This is a genomic window from Mariniflexile sp. (assembly GCF_052728615.1).
Map to the genome: position 1 here is coordinate 112,517 of NZ_JBFVFE010000003.1, position 20,347 is coordinate 132,863.

Below are 20,347 nucleotides of genomic sequence, written 5' to 3' on the forward strand. Positions count from 1 at the left end.
ATTTCGATGGAGCATCAGACCTGACAGGTCTCTTAGAGTATCATTATTCCAACAATCCCGCCCGCCTCAACAAAGCCTCAGGTTGCGGTTCTTTTCCGCGAAAGCGTTTATAAAGTACCATCGGGTCTTCTGTTCCGCCTTGTGAAAGTACATGGTCTTTAAACTTAATTGCAACTTCTTTATTAAAAATGCCGACTTCTTTAAAGTACTCAAAAGCATCGGCATCCAAAACCTCCGCCCATTTGTAACTATAATACCCCGATGAATATCCGCCTTGAAAAATATGTGAAAACGAGGTGCTCATGCAGTTTTCAGCAACTTCAGGATATAACGTTGTGTTACTAAAAGCTTCTACTTCATATGCTTTTACATTGCTTATTTTTGACGGATCTTGACCGTGCCAACCCATATCCAATAAACCAAAGCTTATTTGTCTCAACGTTTGCATCCCTTGTAAAAAGGTTGAAGATTCCTTTATTTTTTTTACCAAATCCATGGGAATGACTTCTCCTGTTTCATAATGTTTCGCAAATAACGACAAAGCGTCTTTTTCGTAACACCAATTTTCCATAACCTGACTTGGTAATTCCACAAAATCCCAAAACACACTGGTTCCCGACAAGCTAGGATACGTGGTGTTTGCCAACATACCATGCAATGCATGCCCAAATTCATGAAACAAAGTGGTTACTTCATTAAAAGTTAACAGCGATGGCTTGCTTTTGGTTGGTTTGGTAAAGTTACAAACGATGGAAATATGTGGTCTATCATCCAAACCGTTTTTTATAGATTGTGGTTTGTATGAAGTCATCCACGCACCATTTCGTTTTCCTGTTCTTGGGAAGAAATCGGCATAAAAAATAGCTGCTAAACCACCATTATTGTCGGTTACTTTATAGGTTAAAACGTCTTCATGATATTTGTCTATATTATTGATTTCCTCAAAATTCAAATCGAACAGTTTATTGGCAACCGTAAATGCACCATCTATCACATTTTCCAGTTTGAAATAGGGTTTTAACAACTCGTCATCTAAACTAAACAATTTTTGTTTTAATTTTTCGGAATAATAGTGGCCATCCCATTTTTCGAGTTGCTCGATGCCATCCAAATCTTTGGCAAAATTTTGAAGATTTTGGAATTCTTTTTCAGCTGCGGGTTTTGCTTTTTCAAGTAATTCATTTGAAAACCCTAAGACTTTTTCAGGCGTTTTTGCCATGCGTTCTTCTAAAACAAAATGCGCATGGGTTTTGTAACCTAACAAATTGGCACGTTCAAACCTTAACTTAGTTATTTTCAAAACAATATCTTGATTGTCTAAAGCGTCGTTGTTAAAACCCTTACTTCCAGCCGCAAGTGTTATTTTTTTACGAAGTATTCTATTATCAGCATAAGTGACAAACGGAATATAACTTGGATAATCTAACGTAAACAACCAACCTTCTTTTTTTTTGCTTTCTGCTAATTGTTTTGCTGCTTCCATGGCACCTTCGGGTAATCCTGAGAGTTCATTTTCATCAGTAATTAGCATTTCAAATTTGTTGGTTTCGGCCAAAATATTTTCGCCAAACTTTAACTTTAATTTGCTGAGTTCCTTATCAATTTCGCGCAGTTTTGCTTTTTTATCTTCTGGTAAATTAGCACCATTCCTTGAAAAACTTTTATATTTTTTGTCGAGAAGGGTTTGTTGCTCAATAGTTAAACTTAAATGGTCTTTTGAGTTGTAAACCGATTTTATACGTTTGAAAAGTGCTTCGTTTAAGGTAATATCATTACTGAATTCTGATAGTAAAGGTGATACTTCTTGAGCAATCTTTTGAATGGCATCGTTGGTTTCGGCAGAATTCAAATTAAAGAAGATACTCGAAATTCTATCCAATTGTTCCCCAGCAAATTCCAAAGCTTCAATCGTGTTTTTGAAAGTCGGTTTTTCCGTATTATTTACAATAGTATCAATTTCAGCCTTGGAATCTTCTATAGTTTGTTTAAATGCTGAAAAAAAATCGGCCGTATTAATTTTCGAAAAAGGTGCTGAATTATAAGGGGTTTCAAACGGTTTTAGTAGAATATTTTGTGTCATTATTAAAGAAAAGTATTAAAAAACGTTATTTATTATGTGTGCATAATAAAATTTTATTATTTTTGTCATTGAAAATTTGAAGAGTGACTAACTCAATAAAATTATTCTTAATAGCTGGAAAACCTCGAGATTCCCCTCGAGGTTTTTTTATTTTAAATCTTTGGCCGATTCGTGCACCTTTTGTTTTAAGGCTTCTTTATAGTCCATTATTTTATCTAAAACGTCAGGATTGCTGGAGCCTATAATTTGGGCCGCTAAAATTCCTGCGTTTTTTGCACCATTTAATGCCACTGTAGCTACGGGTACGCCTCCCGGCATTTGTAGAATGGACAAAACGGAGTCCCAACCATCAATGGAATTACTGCTTTTTACAGGAACACCAATAACCGGCAAGGGGGATAACGAAGCAATCATGCCCGGTAAATGTGCCGCACCACCAGCACCTGCTATAATAACCGCGAAGCCTCTGGTATGTGCATGTTTGCCATAATCGAATAGTTTTTCTGGGGTACGGTGTGCCGAAACAATATCAACTTCTACATCTATATTAAAATCTTTTAAAATATCAATGGCGTCCTGCATTACTGGCAAATCGCTTTTGCTTCCCATGATGACTCCTACTTTATTCATTTTCAGAATTAATTAAATTTATAATTATGTTTATTATTAAATCTTTTTCTTTAGGACTACTTTCTGCAATCATTAAAGTTAATGCTACTAAGGTACTATTTGTTATTTTTTTGTTGAATCATTTTTATAAAGAAATTGATTTTTATCGATATCCCAGTGATATTATAACATCTAAATTGTAATAATTTGTGGGTTTATCGGAATGACTAAAGTGCATTTTTTGCACATTGCTTTTTTTTGTAAGCTCGTTCTCTTTAAAAATATTATTTAAATGTCTGGTTATTACCGATCTATCTCTGTTGAAAAGGTCTGAGAGTTGATTTTGATTCAGCCAAACATTATCATCTTTAAGATTAACTTCAATCTTTGATGAACCATCTGAAGTACTATATATAATTATTTCTCCGGATTCTTTCATGAACCGCTTATAACTTTAATCGTCTTTTTAACTTCCTCGGCAACGCGTCGTGCTTCATTCAAATCTTCATTCACAATAGTAACGTGGCCCATTTTTCTAAAAGGTCTGGTTTGTTTTTTGCCGTAAATGTGCGGTGTAACGCCATCAAAATCCATAATGGCTTCAATATTTTCATAAACCACATTGCCGCTATACCCTTCAGCACCTACTAAGTTAACCATAACCCCGCCTACTTTGCTGTCCGTTCTTCCTAATGGCAGATTTAAAATAGCCCTTAAATGCTGTTCGAATTGTGAGGTGTAACTTGCCTCAATGGTTTGATGTCCAGAATTATGGGGCCGTGGGGCAACTTCGTTTATCAATATCCCATCGTTTTGCGTTTGGAACATTTCAACAGCCAATAACCCAACATGATTAAAAGCCTTTGAAGTATTTAATGCTACTTCTACTGCTTTTTTTGCAACCCCATCTGAAATTCTAGCAGGACAAATTACGTATTCCACTTGGTTCGCTTCAGGGTGAAACTCCATCTCAACCACAGGAAACGTTTTTGTTTCACCTGATGCATTTCTTGCAACAATAACAGCCAATTCGTTTTTAAACGGAACAAACGTTTCTGCTATACATTCACCTTTTGGTAAACCTTCTAAATCTGAAAGTTTTCTAACTACTTTCACACCATTTCCATCATAACCAAATTGGGCAGCTTTCCAAACAAATGGAAATTCCAACCCACCATTATTAATGGCATCTTCAATTTCTGAAAGATATGCAAATCGCGAAAACGGTGCTGTTGGCAAATTATGGTCCACATAAAACAGTTTTTGGGTTGCTTTGTTTTGAATAATCCGTAAGGTTTTGGACGACGGATATACTTTTTTACCTTCCTTTTCAAGGGCTTCCAACGCATCAATATTCACGTTTTCAATTTCAATGGTCAGTATATCTACTTGTTTTCCAAAATTGTAAACCGCATCAAAATCCATTAAATCGCCCAAATGAAATTCATTACTGGCAATTTTACAAGGCGCTTCGTTACTGGCATCCAGAACACAGGTGTAAATATCAAACTTTCGGGTGTCGTTCAACAACATTTTGCCTAATTGTCCACCACCGAGAATACCAAGTTTAAAATTTGAAGAAAAATAATTCATAAGTTGTTGTTACTAAAAACTGTTTAATGATATGCAAAAATCAAGGCGCACCATTAAAAATATTAAGCCACGAATTTCACGAATACTTGAAAAATCCAAAGATTTTTCTATTCGTATGATCATTTTAGGACAATCATTTAACGAATTTTAAATGAGTTAAACTCATTTATTCGTGATAATTAGTGAAATTCGTGGCTAAAAATAGAGATATTGATTTTAATGCGTTTGTCCTGATACAAAAATACACTTAAATCTTAAATTAGTCTTGAATTCGTAAATCAAAAAATCGTAATTCGCCAATCTATTGATTATCTTTGCCCCTTTCAAAAATAACTGACTGTGATAAAGCTACACGACAAATATTTTAAACCATTTATTTCTTCACAAGAAATAGATGCCGCTATGCAGCGTTTGGCAACAGACATAGCTAACGATGTTGGCGACGAAATCCCCGTTTTTGTTGGTATTTTAAACGGCTCGTTTATGGTAGTAAGCGATTTTGCGAAAAAGTACCCAAAACCCTGTGAGGTAACCTTTATTAAACTGGCATCGTATGAAGGGGTTAAATCCACCGAAGACATTCAGCGTTTAATTGGCTTAACACAAGACTTAACGGGGCGCACCGTTGTTATTTTGGAAGACATTATCGATACAGGAAACACACTGGCAGAAGTACACCGTATTTTTGAAAACGAACAGGTAAAATCGTTAAAAATCGCCACCTTATTTTACAAACCAGAAGCGTACAAAAAAGATTTTAAATTACATTATATAGGTATCGAAATACCTAACAAATTTATAGTGGGCTATGGCTTGGATTATAACGGATTGGGACGGAATATACCCGAAGTCTATCAAATAAAAGAAACACAATACATGACAAATTTAGTACTTTTTGGACCTCCAGGAGCTGGTAAAGGAACGCAAGCAGAATTTTTAAAAACTAAATATAATCTGGTTCATATTTCCACGGGCGATGTTTTTAGATTTAACATTAAAAACGAAACGGCTTTGGGCATGTTGGCCAAATCGTATATGGATAAGGGCGAGTTGGTTCCAGACCAAGTAACTATTGACATGCTAAACGCAGAAGTTGAAAAAAATTCTGGTGCCAAAGGTTTTATTTTTGACGGCTTCCCACGCACCAACGCACAAGCCGAATCATTGGACAAATTGTTGGAAAGCAAAGATTCTGCTATTAGTGCCATGGTTGCTTTGGAAGTTGATGATGAAATTTTAGTGAAACGTCTTTTAAGCAGAGGAAAAACCAGTGGCCGTGTGGACGACGCAGACGAATCCATCATTAGAAACCGCATCAAAGAATATTACGATAAAACCGCTATTTTAAAAGATTACTATTCGGCACAAAATAAATATTATGGTGTTGATGGCGTTGGCAGTATCGATGAAATTACGCTGCGATTGGACGCGGTAATAAAAAACCTTTAAATCTTCACAAGAGTTTAAATATTAAACCCAAAAATGACCGAAGGCAATTTTGTTGATTATGTAAAAATGTTCGTTAGCTCCGGTAACGGAGGCAAAGGATCATCGCATTTACATCGTGAAAAATTTATTGAAAAAGGCGGTCCCGATGGGGGTGATGGTGGCCGTGGAGGCCATGTTATCCTTCGAGGGAACTCCAACCTTTGGACACTTCTTCATTTAAAATTCAAAAAACACATTCGTGCAGGCCATGGCGAGAGTGGTAGTAAAAGTAGAAGTTTTGGTGCCGATGGCGTGGATGAGTATGTAGATGTGCCTTTAGGAACCGTGGTTCGGGATACCGAAACCAACGATATTATTTTTGAAATTACCGAAGAAGGCGAAGAACGCATTATTGCCGAAGGTGGTAAAGGCGGCTTGGGCAACTGGCATTTTAGAACCCCAACCAACCAAACACCACGTTACTCACAACCGGGAATTCCGCTAGAGGAAAAACACATTACCTTAGAATTAAAAGTGCTTGCCGATGTTGGTTTGGTGGGCTTCCCGAATGCTGGAAAATCCACCCTTTTATCTGTCATTACTTCAGCAAAACCAAAAATTGCCGATTATGAGTTTACCACTTTGAAACCGAATCTGGGCATCGTAAAATACCGCGATTTCCAAACCTTTGTCATGGCCGATATTCCGGGAATTATTGAAGGCGCTGCCGAAGGTCGCGGACTCGGGCATTACTTTTTGCGCCACATTGAGCGGAATTCCATTCTGTTGTTTTTAATTCCTGCCGATGCGCCCGATATTAAAAAACAATACGATATCCTGTTGGACGAACTCCGTCGCTACAACCCGGAAATGCTCGATAAAGACCGCATCATCGCCATTTCAAAATGCGATATGCTGGACAATGAGCTAAAAGCAGAATTAAAAGAATTATTGGATAACGAGTTGCCAATTCCTTATTTATTTATTTCCTCGGTGGCGCAACAAGGCATCACGCAGTTAAAGGACACGCTTTGGAAAATGTTGAATAATTAGGGCGTTACCACAAGGGTCGGGCTATTCGTTACAATCTTTTGGTTTTTTGTCATTCCTGCGTAGGCAGGAATCCACAATCAAAGTTATAAGCTTGTTTTTTTATGTTCGGTGTCTTCCCAAAGTAAAACCAAAAGGATTTCCACTACTATCCCTAACGCAATTCCCAACAAACTTCATACTACTGGAACAATTTTTGATTAACTTTATAAAAAAAATTGGTACATGACAAAAACTTATTAACATCAAATTATTAAAAAAAGTTTCTTAAAATAATTCCTCCCCTTTTTTCAAGGGGAGAGCCTGTGCCGAATTTATTTCGGTATGCCGATAGGCGGAGGGATCAACTTTAATAGTTATTTTTATGATATAAGATTATTTTTGTCATGTAATAAAAAACAAAAAATTAAAGTTATGAGAATCTTCACATTCCTATTTTTAGCCATTCTAACAGTTTCATGTGCCCCAATTCGAGTTAACTACGATTTTGAGAAAGGTACCGACTTCAGCAAATACAAAACATATAGTTATTATGGCGACCTTCAAACAGGTTTGAGTGCGCTAGACACTAAACGGTTTTTAGATGCTTTCGATGCAAAAATGGCAGCCAAAGGTTTTACTTTTTCAGAAACCCCAGATTTTCTGGTAGATATTAAAAGCACTGAATACCAAGAAGCACAACGCAGTAACGTCGGCGTTGGTTTAGGTGGTGGCGGTGGCAACATGGGAGGTGGTATTTCCATAGGCTTGCCCATAGGGCAATCCAACATAAACCGTCAAATCACTATAGATTTTGTGGATGAGAAAGGAAAAGGTTTGATTTGGCAAGCGGTGAGCGAATCGAGTTTCAACCCGAATGCATCCCCCGAAAAACGCGAACAGGTTTTTAATGCCATAGCCGAAAAAGTGTTGACGGCATATCCACCGAAGCAGTGATAATCCAAAAACTTTATTATTATCCTAACAGAGTACATGCATCGGTTATCCCATTCATTTCGTAATTTTACAAAAAAGCAAAAACCATGACATCAATAAAAAACAAAGCAGCCTTAATTACAGGAGGCTCCAAAGGTATTGGCTACGGTATCGCCGAGGCCTTGATAAAGGAAGGCATTCATGTTGCAGTAACCAGCAGAAGTGCTGCAGGAGCACAAAAGGCGGCGGAGAAACTCAATTCCAAAGCACCATCGGGAGCAAAAGCCTTGGGTATTGAAGCCGATGTAAGAGATTATCAAAGTCAACAAAAAGCGGTTGAAAAAATTATAAATCATTTTGGACAATTGGATATTGTTATCGCAAATGCAGGTTTAGGGCATTTTGCCAACATTGAAGATTTAACCATACAACAATGGCAGGAAACCATTGACACTAATCTTACGGGCGTTTTTTATTCCATAAAGGCAAGTGTTGAAGCCTTAAAAAAGTCTAAAGGTTATTTTATTACCATATCCAGTTTGGCGGGCACCAATTTTTTTGCGAACGGTTCAGCCTACAATGCGAGCAAGTTTGGTTTAACCGGTTTTACACAAGCAGTAATGTTGGATTTACGCCAGCACGATATTAAAGTGAGCACCATTATGCCCGGTTCCGTTTCAACTTATTTTAATGGAAATATGCCCGATGAACAGGACTCCTGGAAAATCCAAATAGAAGATATTGGCGAGTTGGTAGTCGATTTGATTAAAATGAACCCAAGAACCTTGCCAAGTAAAATTGAAGTTCGGCCTACAATGCCGCCAAGTAAATAAATTATTGCGTTAGTTTTTTATAATTTTTTTACTGGCAATCCATAAATTACCACTGTAGAAATTAGTGATGTAAACGCCTTGGCTTAGGTAGCTTACGTCTATTTGTTGGGTTCCAAAATTAGAGAGCGTAACGCTTTTTACAAGTTTTCCTTCTAAACTTATTATGTCCATTTTAATAGGATTGTTTGAGGTAGTTTCCGTTGAAATGTTAAGGTAATGGGTTGCTGGATTGGGGTACATAGAGATGCTGTAATTAGCAACTTCGCCAGTAATGTCTGTAACTCCTAATATAGAATTATCAATCGTCCAAGTCACTGTATATACATGAAACGTATCGTGGTTATCGACTTTTAACATCGCAGTATCGTCATTTACCGTAACGGTTAGTGAATTCATTCCAGTAGTTAAATCAGTTTCTAAAACACTTACAACATCAACATCATTTGCAAAATTAGCGGTGTTAAGGGTCCAAGTGCTTTTTAAGGTATTCAGAACCGGTTTTATTAAATTCAAATGAAAATCGATTGGAAACGTTGGATTTGAAATACTATTTGAAGCTGGGGCATAAGCATCAATGGGCGAAACTAAACTATGTATTTTTTCAACGATCCCTTCTTTACAAACTGCACAAAAAGGATAACTTAAATAACGCATTTTGCAAGCTTGATGTGGTCTGTACCAACTGGCTGCAAAACCAGAATTATTATATTGGTAAGTACCAACACCATTGGTTCCCAACCAATTTTTCCATTTTACCAAACTTGGGCTGTTTTGTTGGGTCATGTTAATGGCTTCGCTAAAATAAATCTCATCAAGCGGAAAGTATTCATCTTTTAAGTTGAACATAGAATGTCCCAATTCGTGAATAGCAATTTCTGTAGAACTTACGCCATTGCTAACCCCTTTTGAAGCCATGGGAAATTCGCCTCCACTACCACCATAAATAGCGGAATTCACTAAAATAAGCGCTTGGTCGTAGGTTGGGAAATTATCGGCTAAAACGCTATTTATTTTAACTTCTGTATTATTCGCATAATTGCCATCTATTTCATAAAAAAGTAATCGGTGATAACCATACGAGTCAAAAGCAGCATTAAAATAAGTGTTTACCATTTTTATTGGAACAACGGGACTTAAAGTTGATTCTAAAGGTTCCATACTTGTTCCTGGATGGTCTGCACCACTGTCGTTAGATGGCACTTTTATAATATGGACATTAAAATAATTGGCATATTCTTTAAATGGCGACTGGCTAAACATAGCATTTACAAAGTTGATGGCATCCGTTTTAAATTGAGGTAATTCAGGGGTTTGATATCCTTCACTTAAAATTACCAAGTTGATTCTTTTATCATTATCACCAGAGTTTTTAATGGTCTCCGTATTAAAAATTTGGGCAGAAATATTTTGAAAACCAACCAATAAGATGATGTAAAGAAGCTGTTTCATTGTCAATCAATCTTCGTAATAATTAAAGTACGTGTATTTTGAAGCGAATCGATTATTTCTTTGATAGCAATAAACTTGGTTTGGCTGTGCAATTGCAATCTTAAAGAAAACGATGTTTTACTTAATTCTACTTTTTTGTTTTCAAAGATAAGGGAATCGTTAACAAATTCAATACGTCTGGATAATGGGTCTTTTATGGTAACCGATGTTATTTTGGTGGAATCCTTATCTAATTGAATACATTTTAAATCGCCAATTCCACCAATTTCAACATAATTATTATTGCTTTTTTGCTTTCCGTCCGTAATTTTTTTGTTTATGAATTGGATATTCTTTTTTCCGTTGTCTCCTTTGGAAATGGTGTAATTTAAAAAAACAAGTTTAGGGGGGCTTTCTTCATTAACAGTTTCAATATTTATGGTTTTTGTTGAATTACAAGCAAAAAGCATTGTTAAAATAATAGAAAGCATAGCTTTATGGAGTTTTTTTTTCATTACGTCATACATTTACTTATTGCTAATATTTATTCGCACCCCTTCACTATGGCTACTGAATTCTGGTGCATACATACTTTGAATGGTGGTGATGCCATTGCTCATATCACCTGCATTATTAACACGTAAATCGTATTCAAAAACATAAACCCCTTTTGGTAAATAATCGAAAAAGAAGTTGGTGGACGCATCTTTGGTGCTTTCATAATAACCCAAACCGTCTTGCCATTTGTACTCAGAAAGTACATTTATAGGTTCCAATCCAGCGGCGCGCATGTCTTTCATGTGAACGAATTCCATAGCTCTATCGCTGCGTAATTCGATGCGAACACGTACCAAATCGCCCACGTTTAAATGAGTTTCATCCCGATAGCTATCGGGAGTGATTTCTGAAATCTGCTCGCCCGTATCTGTATTCTTTTTAAGGAAGAGTTTTTTGTTTAATTTAAGCGGTGTTTCTGCCGATGTAATCTTATCCAAATCCTCAAAATATTGCCAGTACAAACCACCCCAAGCTATCCCGTTTCCTTTTTTGGTAAGCTGAACCGTTGCCATTTCCGGATTAATTTCTGAAGGATTCCAAGACGTTTTATAATACCCAGTTCCTGCTTCTACTTTCACGTTCTCCAATTTGGATGGCTCGATTTTCTGTCCGCCTAAAACCACATCAACGGCATCGGTTACTGATAACCAATCGCTCCCTTGAAGCAATAGTGCATATACTGCTTCGGTGGTGGCTTTAGTGGTTTTCCATTGGTTGGTTTGCTTGTTTTTTAGTAACCAGATTTTTAAATTATCGATGGTTTTGTCCCGATAGCTATCGGGGTTTTCAATTTCAGAAAAGGCTTCAATTAATAGCGCTTGCGTTTCAATAGGTGCTTGATACCAGTACCAAGAACTCGTGTTCTCTTTCCAATACATCCCTAATTCATCTGAAGTGATGCTGGTTTCTTTTAATGATTTTATGATTACAGACGACGTGATTTTATCATTATTTCTATTAGAAACCAACGCCATCAATCCTTTTGAATACAGTGAACGAGGCAACCAGTATTTTTGGATTTGTGTTTGATAGTATTGTGTGATGTCTTCAACTTCCTTAGATTTTTTAATCTCCGGATAAAAGCTTCGCATGTATAAATAGTGTAATTGGGTGTAGCTTAGATGGTCTTTGTTTAAATCGACTTTGGCATCGTATTTCCGAAGGTCTTTGTATTCTTGAATGAATTCAGTATCTAAATAGTTGATGGCTTTTTGAATCATTTTTGATTCTTCTTTGGTTTCCACTTTAAGCTGTTTTAAATGCCCAAAACCAGTGATAATATGTTGGGTAATATATCGGTTTTCTCGTCCACCATTAAACCACGCCCAAGCCCCAGAATTCATTTGATTGTTTTCCAGTTTGCGTTTTGCCGATTGCAATTCGTTGTTCATTTTATTCAAATCGAATAACAACCCGATGCGTTTTTTCTGTTCGGTTTCACTTTGTGCATCGCGCAACCAAGGTGTTTCTTGAATAAGGATGGATTTCAACTCTTCGTTCTTTTCAAGATTTGATATTAAAGCGTCTTGAGACGCCCATTGATTGAAAACTTCCTGAATTCGTGGGTTGCTATTGGCAATATGGCTTGCCAAGGCATTCGCATAAAAACGAGAAAACGTTTGCTCGTTACATTCATACGGATATTCCATTAAATACGGCAACGCCTGTACGGCATACCAAGCAGGGTTACTCGTCATTTCCAAAGTCAGTTTATGGTTTTTAAGCGTTGTGGACGTATTGTTTTTTAGTTTATCCAACGTAAAGGTTTTGGTTTCGTTGGAGCGAATCCACATCGGCAAGGTTTCAGTAACCAACATGCGGTTGCTTAAAACGGGAAGCGCGTTTTGTTCGCCATCGCTAAATGTGCCAGATTTTGCTATAATTTTGTATTGAACTGCATCGACGTTATCTGGGATTGTTAAACTCCAAGATACTTGTGTATTGCTTGAAGGTGCTACAATAAAAGCCCCCTCTAGCTCCCCCGAAGGGGGCGGACTGAGCAACTTTGCGGAGATGTCTTTTACTGAAATGGCATCTGTTAATATCAAAACCGCTTCTCCAGAAAGTTGTTTGTCCGTTAGGTTTGCAATTTTTGTGCTGATGGTTATTTCATCGCCCTGACGTAAAAATCGGGGCGCGTTGGGAATGACCATTAACTCTTTTTGAGTCACCGTTGTTAAGGTTTTAGTAGAGCTCTCCAAAGTTTTGGTATGTGCCAATAATTGCAGTTTCCATTGTGTTAAAGCTTCAGGCGTTGTAAAACTGAAACTGATATTGCCTTCTGCATCGGTTTGTAACTGCGGAAAGAAAAACGCGGTTTCATTTAGGTTTTTGCGAATTTGAACGGTATCGAAGTTTGGTTTTTCATTTATAACTCCAGAATTATTTGGCGTCGGAAGCGCATTTAAAGTTTCTTTCTTCATTTCACCATATCCAATTACTACCACTTCATCCAAACTTGCATTGTCACTAACTTTCGAAAAAGCAATTGTTTCCATGTCTTCTTCGATTGCAATTCCAGCAACTTGTCCTCTTAATGCTTTTGAAATACTTGCTGCACCTCTAATTCTTATGGAATTATTATATCCAAAATAAAACCCAAACCAATTCAACTGGTCGTATTGCTGTTGTGAATAATTATTATTTGTTCGATTATTGTAAACCCTAAAATTTCGCGTTCCAAAACTTTGGTTGGCATTGCTTCGGTTGGAAGTATAATATGTAGTTTTATCAATCGGATTAAAATCCCAAGCATGTGGTTTAAACTGGTCCAACGAGGCATCGTACATACTTGCCAATAATTCGGCAGATACTTTATCGCCCTGTGGTCCTTTAATTTTAAAGCTCCACGTTTCATCGGTTCCAGGCTGTAATTTATCTCTAAAAGTGGTGGTTTCAATATCCAAATCGGTTTTAGGATAAGGCACCAAAATCATGGAAGTACCCGATTGAAAACTATTGAAAGCAGCAAAACTATAATGTACGGCAAACCCGCCAACATCGTCATTACCAACAGGAATAGAAATGGTTTTTTTATTGTTATTAAGTTGAATGATTTCAGTTTTTACAACTTTATGATCCTTTTCAACCGTTACGGTAACATTCAAGTTTTCTGTTGCCGAAGCCAACGTAACCATAGCTGTTTCACCTACTTTATAAGTCGGTTTACTGGTTGTGATGCTAAATAATTGATTATCGGCTAAGGTGTTATCTTCTTCGCTATACAACGTGGTTTTAATTTCATCCTTTACCAATTGACCGAACTTATCCTTACTTTCCAAAATGATGATATATGCGCCCGATTCCCATTTTTTAATGTTTCCTAAAGCGAGTTCCTTTGATTTTTCGGTATCAAAAGGCTTTTCAAAAACCAATGCACCTTTTTCCCAATTGGCGGAAAGATGTTCGTTGGTATAGGCATCATGCGGAAATAAATTTTTAAAAGCTTCTTCGGTAAAATCCTGATAATCGGGTGCTGCCCAAGGTCTGGGTCTTAAAACCGAGTTCGGTGCTTGCAATTTGTAAATTTTCACAACGCCTTTAGCGGGAACAAATTCGCCATTTAGGTTTTTTGTATCGATGGCAATGGTATGTTCTTTGTTGTTTTTATCAAGTTTCTCGCCCAAAGTCATGGTAGCCACCAACGCATGGTACCCAACATTCACAATAGTTGTCGCGCTTCGGGTTTCGCCATTTAAATCGGTAACATCGGCAGTAATTTCATAGTTAAAAATAGGCAAACTGCTTTTATCGACGCTTTGGTCGGGTTGGGCTTTAAAGGTAATTTCAAAATTCCCCGAAGCGTCCGTTATGCTTTCGCCATGCGTTATTTCTTGGGGTTCGCTATAAATCCATGGACGGTACCAAAAATACCAACGTGGGTATTCTACTTTTCGGTGTACCCTATACACCACTTTGGCATCGGTAATGTTGCTGCCGGCATACGCCAATGCCGTGCCTTTAACGGTAACCGAATCATTCACTTTAAAAGTTTCGGTAACGGGATTGAATTTTGCTTCGAATTTTGGACGTTTGTATTCTTCAACAGAGAAATAATGTTCCAAATTAAAATCTTTTTTGTCGCCATCAAATTCTATGTGATATTCGCCATTTAATCCGCTATTGGGCAAAATAAATTCGCCAGAAACCGAACCAAATTCATTGGTTACAAATTTTAGTTTTTTTATTTCATCGTCATTTACATCATATAAAGTGGCATAAACAGGCTCGTTTGCCACTACTTCCGATTTTCCTTTTTCAGACTTTAATGCAATCGCTTTAAAATAAAGGGTTTGTCCGGGGCGGTAAATGCTGCGATCCGTAAATAAAAAAGCCTTGTATGTTGTTTCCTCTTTTTCGGATTTATAGTATTGGTTTACGTAATAATCGCCAAAATAAGCGGTATCATTAGCATAGGTTACTTTAGCGGAAAGATTTCTGTAACGGTCTGTATTTTTTTCTATTTTAACTTCGCCAAATTCGTTGGTTGTAACATTTTCAGTTGTTAAGCTTCGGCTGTTATTTTCATTATAGCTAAGTGCTACTTGTGCGTTTTTAATGGGTTTTCCATTGTTTCTGTCAATAATTTGCAGTGTTTTGTAATCTTCACTTTCCGTTTCAACCAAAGCCAAATCGGTGACTTGAATGGTGCTAAAGGCGAAGGTTTCCTCATTTTTTGGCGATGCAAGAATAATGTAGGTGCCATTATTTAATTGCGGCACTAAAACTTCGGTACTGTGGTTTTGGTAATCGTTTTCATTTCGAAGTGAGCTATCCCATTCCTTGGTAACCTCCAACTTTTTTATAAATGCCAATTGCTCGTCCTGTCTGTAGGTTTTATTGAATTTTTCTAATTGGTTCCGGGTTATTTTATAAATTTTAAATTGAATAAAATCCAAATTTTTATAGCTTACCAACAAACGGGCTTGTTGTTGAATGGGTAAAAAATCCTCGGTGGTAATTTGTAAAGATTGTTGTTCTATTTGCTGTTTTAAAACTTCACATTTTTCAGACCCTTTACTATTTGGAAATGTGGAAATAACGGTGTTGCAAATCTCAATGGCTTCTTTGGCTTTCCAACGGTTTTCAGTTTTATTGGATTGGTATAGGTTGCTTTGTTGGTAGTAAATCGTGGCAATTTCAAAATCGTATAATCCAGAAACTTCATGTTCTTTCAATTTTTCGCGTTCAGTTTTTAAAACTTTTAAAAGAAGTGCCTCCTTATTGCTAAAAGTCGCATTTTGGTTGACGAATTTTAAACGTTCAATATTCACATCTGCTAACGCAAAAGGTTCAGCGTTATTTATGTGAAATTGGATTAAATCCTGATAAATTTTTAACGCATTCAATTGAAGTGATGTGGAATCTTTTGAAGCAATTTTAAGTTTTGAAAACGTAACAGCATCCCCTAAAAAATCAGGATTGTCAATCTCAAATTTATAAGCAGGTTTGGTAATATTGGTTTCGCTGGTTTTATAGAAATCCAAGGCATTTTGGCTTAAAAAATCGAACAGCGTCGGTCGGTAGATCTTGGAATCTTTTTGAAGATTCAATATATCATCATACTTGCTCAACGGTTCCAATTGCAACTTGGACGCATTTTGTAGTGAGTTTTGGTAATGCACATGGATTTCATCGAACAGGGTTTGTAAATCCCAAGTCCTAAAATCTTTAGAGTCTATTTTTTCAGAAGTTTTGGTGCGGTTATAAAATTGCCATCTGTTTTGGTTAAAATACTGCCAATACAAATTAGCCAAAATACTTTCTAGGATGTTTTTTGTTGGAAACTGGCTAAGCTCTATTTGTTTGTTAAAGTCATCAATTATTTTTAATTGGGCATCTTCTTCCAAAACCAAAGCAAACTTGCTTTTAAAAAGCATTGTTTTAATAAGTTGAGGCGCATTTTTGTCTTTTTCCGCAAGTGCAGAAATCTGTTCTATCACCTTTAAGGCAGATTTTGGCAACCCTTCCATTTCGTGCTTTTCAACGGTTTTCCAAAGTGATTCGTAATTTGCCTCCTGGCCACTGCTTAAGTTAGAAAGCAAAATAATTGTTAAAAAAAATACTGTTTGTCTCATTTCGTTAAATTTGTCACTAAATTACTGTCAAAAGCTATTCCAAAAAACAATAAATGAGTGAATCGCTTATTTTGTTGAGGGAAATTAGTAATTTTTCGTTAAAAAGCAGCTATCCCGTTTGTTAACAAATAATGATATGAGACCACTTATATGCCTACTATTAGTTCCGCTATTATCATTTGGCCAAACTCCGCTAGATAGCATTAACTATTTTTTCAATCAAAAACAGTTTGACAAAGCAGAAACACAATTAACCTCCTATTTAAAAAAATATCCCAAAGATTTAAAAGCCATCGAACTTTTGGGCGATGCGTATGGGCATCAAGAAAAATGGGACCAAGCAATAGCTAATTATAAAGCATTGGTAGAAGCCGACCAAAAAAACGCCGAATACCATTATAAATATGGTGGTGCTATGGGCATGAAAGCTTTAAAAGCCAATAAATTTACGGCGTTGGGAATGATAGACGATATTAGGGATTCCTTTCGTAAAGCTGCCGAACTAGACCCTAATCATATTAATGTGCGATGGGCGTTGGTGGAGTATTATATGAAATTACCCGGTATTTTTGGCGGAAGCAAAAACATGGCATTAAAGTATGCCTATCAACTGGAACAACTCTCGAAAGTAGATGGCTATTTAGCAAAAGGCTATATTTATGAATACGATGAAGAACCGGAACTTGCCGAAAAATACTATAAATTGGCCATTAATCAAGGGGGTTCTTTATGGAGTTACGATAAATTGACCACTTTCTACGAAAAGCAAAAACAACCGGAAAAAGCCTTAGCAAATTTGGAAGATGCCAAAGAAAAGCATAAACGCAATGCGTTACATTACCAAATGGGCAAAATAGCTGCCGAATATAACATCGAGCTACAAAAGGGCGTACAGTGTTTACAAACGTACCTTAAAAATTACTCGCCCGAAGATGGTGTTCCCAAAGCATGGGCGCATTATAGATTGTCGCAAATTTATACACTTAAAAAAAATAAAGAAGCCGCCTTAAAGTACATCGATTTAGCACTTGCCGAATCACCAGACATGAACTCTTTTAAGCAGGAAAGGCAAAAAATATTGAAGCTTTGATAAGGTACAAAGTATTAAGTACTAAGTACAAAGTATTAAGTACTAAGTACAAAGAATAAAGAACAAAGAATATGGACTATGGACTATAGAACAAGGTATAAAAAAATAGAGCTGACACGACCGAGTAAAAGTTCCCCCTTTGGGGGCTAGGGGGCTTTTTATATAATCAACATGGCATCGCCATAACTATAAAATTTATACTTTTCCTTCACAGCTTCCTCGTATGCTTTTTTAATAAAATCATGACCAGCAAAAGCCGAAACCATCATTAAAAGTGTCGATTTTGGGGTATGGAAATTAGTAATCATACAGTTGGCAATACTAAAATCATAAGGAGGGAAAATAAATTTGTTGGTCCATCCCTCCACTTCGTTCAATTCCCCATTTGAAGACACAGAACTTTCAATAGCGCGCATGGCCGTAGTACCTACGGCACAAATACGTCTCTTTGTTTTAATAGCGTTATTGACTATTTCCACTGCTTTTTCTTCAATTTTAAGCTCTTCACTATCCATTTTATGTTTTGAAAGATCCTCAACTTCAACAGGATTAAAAGTGCCTAAACCAACGTGCAAAGTAACTTCGGCAAACTTAACACCTTTAATTTCCAAACGTTTTAATAAGTGCTTGGAAAAGTGAAGTCCGGCAGTTGGAGCTGCCACAGCACCTTCATTTTTTGCGTAAATGGTTTGGTAGCGCTCTTCATCTTCTGGCTGCACTTCTCTTTTAATGTATTTTGGAAGTGGCGTTTCGCCCAATTCGTTCAGTTTTCTACGGAATTCTTTGTAAGACCCATCATATAAAAAACGTAATGTACGTCCTCTTGAAGTGGTGTTATCAATAACCTCGGCAACCAAAGTATCGTCATCCCCAAAATATAATTTGTTGCCAATTCTTATTTTACGGGCAGGATCGACCAAAACATCCCAAAGACGTTGTTCCTCGTTCAATTCCCTTAATAAAAACACTTCTATTCTGGCACCTGTTTTCTCTTTGTTACCATATAATCTGGCAGGAAATACTTTGGTGTTATTTAGAATCAACACATCATCTTCCTTAAAATAGTCGATAATATCCTTGAACATTTTATGCTCAATGGTCTGCTTTTTTCTGTCTAAAACCATCAAACGGGATTCATCTCTATTTTCTGCTGGGTATTCTGCTAATAATTCTTCTGGTAAGTGGAAACCAAAGTGTGATAATTTCATTTGTTGTTTTTATTGTTTGTTATGGTCAAATGGTGCATTCAATAGAATATATCTGCTTTAAATTAAAACTACAATTATTGAATGGTTCATGTAAAAAAGTTTATTTGTCTATGGGTTTATTTGTTTATGAGTTAAAAACCAATACTTAAAATCACAAACGGTTGCAAATATACAATCTGCAGATAGGCGTTGTCAAGTAAATGGATGATTATTATTTGGTTATTTTAAAACCAATGGATTCTAGGTCGTCCCAAAAGGTTGGATACGATTTTGAAACCACCTCAGCATCTTCAATAACGATGGGTGTTTTTAGTGCTAATGGTGCAAATGCCATCGCCATTCTGTGGTCGTTGTATGTTTTAACAGGAACATATTCTTTAATGATGTTCGATGTTGCCAAATGCAACGATTTATCTGTTATATCTACTTGTCCACCTAATTTTTCAATTTCGGTTTTTAAGGCTACCAACCTATCGGTTTCTTTAATTTTTAAGGTATGGAGTCCTGTTAAGTCGCAAGGTATTCCTAAAGCAAAACAAGTGACCGCTATGGTTTGTGCGATATCGGGTGACGATTGAAGATTAACGATTAACGATTTTTGATTAACGAATGAAGATTTTCTCAGAATTATAGAATGATTTTCAAATGTTGTTTCAACCCCAAAATGCTTATAGATTTCCACTAAAGCAGAATCGCCTTGTAAAGAATTTTCTTTGTATGATGACAATGTAATTTCTGTTCCAACCTCACAAAGTGCAGCGATACTAAAATAGTAGGATGCCGAAGACCAATCGGATTCCACGGTTAATGTTGTTGGTTGTTGGTTGCTGGGATTTGGGATTTGGGATTTGGAATTTGATTTTACTGTAATTTTATTTCCAACAAAAGATGATTCTACCCCAATTTCGTCCAACAGACTTAAAGTCATGTTGACATAAGGCACCGAAGTAATCTCACCTTCTAGCGTTAATTCGAGACCATTTTCAAGCTTTGAAGCAATGAGCAGTAAAGCTGAAATGTATTGGCTACTTACATTGGCCTGTAACGATACTTTATTTTTGGTTAACTTTTTTCCTTTTATTTTGATTGGTGGAAATCCGCTATTCTCTACATACTCAATATCGGCACCAAGTTCTTGGAGTGCCTCCACCAAAATTTGGATGGGGCGTTCTTTCATTCGTTTTGAGCCTGTAAGCGTAACTTCCCGTCCTTCTTGAATAGAAAAATACGCCGTTAAAAAACGCATGGCGGTTCCTGCATGATGAATATCTACAATTTCGGAAGATGAACTTAAAGCATCCGTCATCAGCACACTATCATCAGAATTTGAAATATTTTCCAATTTAATTGACGGATAGAGGGCCTGCAACAAGAGTAGCCTATTGGATTCGGATTTTGAGCCGGTGATGTTGATTTTGGACTTGTTATTTACAGTTGAAGGTTTTAAAAGTAGATTCATTTTATTTGGTTTTAACCCT

Annotated in this window: 14 protein-coding genes; 5 read left to right on the forward strand and 9 right to left on the reverse strand. The window is 36.7% G+C overall.

The genetic code is table 11. From position 1 onward, the window contains the following. Window positions 1-43 precede the first annotated feature (43 nt). The 4 genes from ACU1LP_RS02600 to ACU1LP_RS02615 all read right to left on the reverse strand — a co-directional run bounded on the left by ACU1LP_RS02600 (window position 44) and on the right by ACU1LP_RS02615 (window position 4,282). A complete protein-coding gene (locus ACU1LP_RS02600; RefSeq protein ID WP_445735477.1) occupies window positions 44-2,080 on the reverse strand; it encodes a M3 family metallopeptidase in 2,037 nt (678 codons plus the stop codon). Window positions 2,081-2,227: 147 nt separating this feature from the next. Beyond that, on the reverse strand, window positions 2,228-2,710 hold the full coding sequence (gene purE / locus ACU1LP_RS02605) for a 5-(carboxyamino)imidazole ribonucleotide mutase (protein ID WP_445735478.1): 483 nt from the start codon (window positions 2,708-2,710) through the stop codon (window positions 2,228-2,230). A gap of 142 nt (window positions 2,711-2,852) precedes the next feature. Beyond that, on the reverse strand, window positions 2,853-3,128 hold the full coding sequence (locus tag ACU1LP_RS02610; protein WP_445735479.1) for a virulence protein: 276 nt from the start codon (window positions 3,126-3,128) through the stop codon (window positions 2,853-2,855). Continuing rightward, window positions 3,125-4,282 (reverse strand): 5-(carboxyamino)imidazole ribonucleotide synthase, encoded by a 1,158-nt coding sequence (locus tag ACU1LP_RS02615; RefSeq protein ID WP_445735480.1) that lies wholly within the window; start codon window positions 4,280-4,282, stop codon window positions 3,125-3,127. The genes ACU1LP_RS02610 and ACU1LP_RS02615 overlap by 4 nt, the downstream gene beginning before the upstream one ends. A 339-nt stretch (window positions 4,283-4,621) precedes the next feature. Between ACU1LP_RS02615 and ACU1LP_RS02620 the strand changes: the two genes are divergently transcribed. From ACU1LP_RS02620 to ACU1LP_RS02635, 4 genes are all read left to right on the forward strand, one after another. Then, a complete protein-coding gene (locus ACU1LP_RS02620) occupies window positions 4,622-5,731 on the forward strand; it encodes an adenylate kinase (protein ID WP_445735481.1) in 1,110 nt (369 codons plus the stop codon). Window positions 5,732-5,764: 33 nt separating this feature from the next. Next, window positions 5,765-6,763, forward strand: coding sequence for a GTPase ObgE (obgE, locus tag ACU1LP_RS02625; RefSeq protein ID WP_445731543.1), 999 nt, complete (start codon window positions 5,765-5,767; stop codon window positions 6,761-6,763). Window positions 6,764-7,174: 411 nt separating this feature from the next. Continuing rightward, the gene (locus tag ACU1LP_RS02630; protein WP_445735482.1) at window positions 7,175-7,696 is read left to right on the forward strand and encodes a DUF4136 domain-containing protein; all 522 of its coding nucleotides are present in this window, start codon (window positions 7,175-7,177) and stop codon (window positions 7,694-7,696) included. A gap of 86 nt (window positions 7,697-7,782) precedes the next feature. Then, entirely contained in the window at window positions 7,783-8,508 is a 726-nt protein-coding gene (locus ACU1LP_RS02635; RefSeq protein ID WP_445735483.1) for an SDR family oxidoreductase, read from the forward strand. A gap of 9 nt (window positions 8,509-8,517) precedes the next feature. On the opposite strand, the gene ACU1LP_RS02640 is transcribed toward ACU1LP_RS02635, so the two are convergent. Genes ACU1LP_RS02640 through ACU1LP_RS02650 form a run of 3 tightly spaced genes read right to left on the reverse strand, consistent with a single transcriptional unit; the run spans window position 8,518 to window position 16,571 of the window. After that, window positions 8,518-9,957 (reverse strand): M64 family metallopeptidase, encoded by a 1,440-nt coding sequence (locus tag ACU1LP_RS02640; protein WP_445735484.1) that lies wholly within the window; start codon window positions 9,955-9,957, stop codon window positions 8,518-8,520. A gap of 2 nt (window positions 9,958-9,959) precedes the next feature. Next, window positions 9,960-10,451 (reverse strand): hypothetical protein, encoded by a 492-nt coding sequence (locus ACU1LP_RS02645; RefSeq protein ID WP_445731539.1) that lies wholly within the window; start codon window positions 10,449-10,451, stop codon window positions 9,960-9,962. Between the two features lie 12 nt (window positions 10,452-10,463). After that, on the reverse strand, window positions 10,464-16,571 hold the full coding sequence (locus tag ACU1LP_RS02650) for an alpha-2-macroglobulin family protein (RefSeq protein ID WP_445735485.1): 6,108 nt from the start codon (window positions 16,569-16,571) through the stop codon (window positions 10,464-10,466). Window positions 16,572-16,707: 136 nt separating this feature from the next. Between ACU1LP_RS02650 and ACU1LP_RS02655 the strand changes: the two genes are divergently transcribed. Further along, a complete protein-coding gene (locus tag ACU1LP_RS02655) occupies window positions 16,708-17,661 on the forward strand; it encodes a tetratricopeptide repeat protein (RefSeq protein WP_445735486.1) in 954 nt (317 codons plus the stop codon). A 158-nt stretch (window positions 17,662-17,819) separates the two neighbouring features. Here the strand turns inward: ACU1LP_RS02655 and queA are convergent, their stop codons facing one another. Both queA and ACU1LP_RS02665 read right to left on the reverse strand, forming a co-directional pair. Then, window positions 17,820-18,869, reverse strand: a complete 1,050-nt coding sequence (gene queA / locus ACU1LP_RS02660) for a tRNA preQ1(34) S-adenosylmethionine ribosyltransferase-isomerase QueA (protein WP_445731536.1) — start codon at window positions 18,867-18,869, stop codon at window positions 17,820-17,822. 211 nt (window positions 18,870-19,080) lie between these two features. Beyond that, the gene (locus ACU1LP_RS02665; protein WP_445731535.1) at window positions 19,081-20,328 is read right to left on the reverse strand and encodes a 3-phosphoshikimate 1-carboxyvinyltransferase; all 1,248 of its coding nucleotides are present in this window, start codon (window positions 20,326-20,328) and stop codon (window positions 19,081-19,083) included. Window positions 20,329-20,347 lie beyond the last annotated feature (19 nt).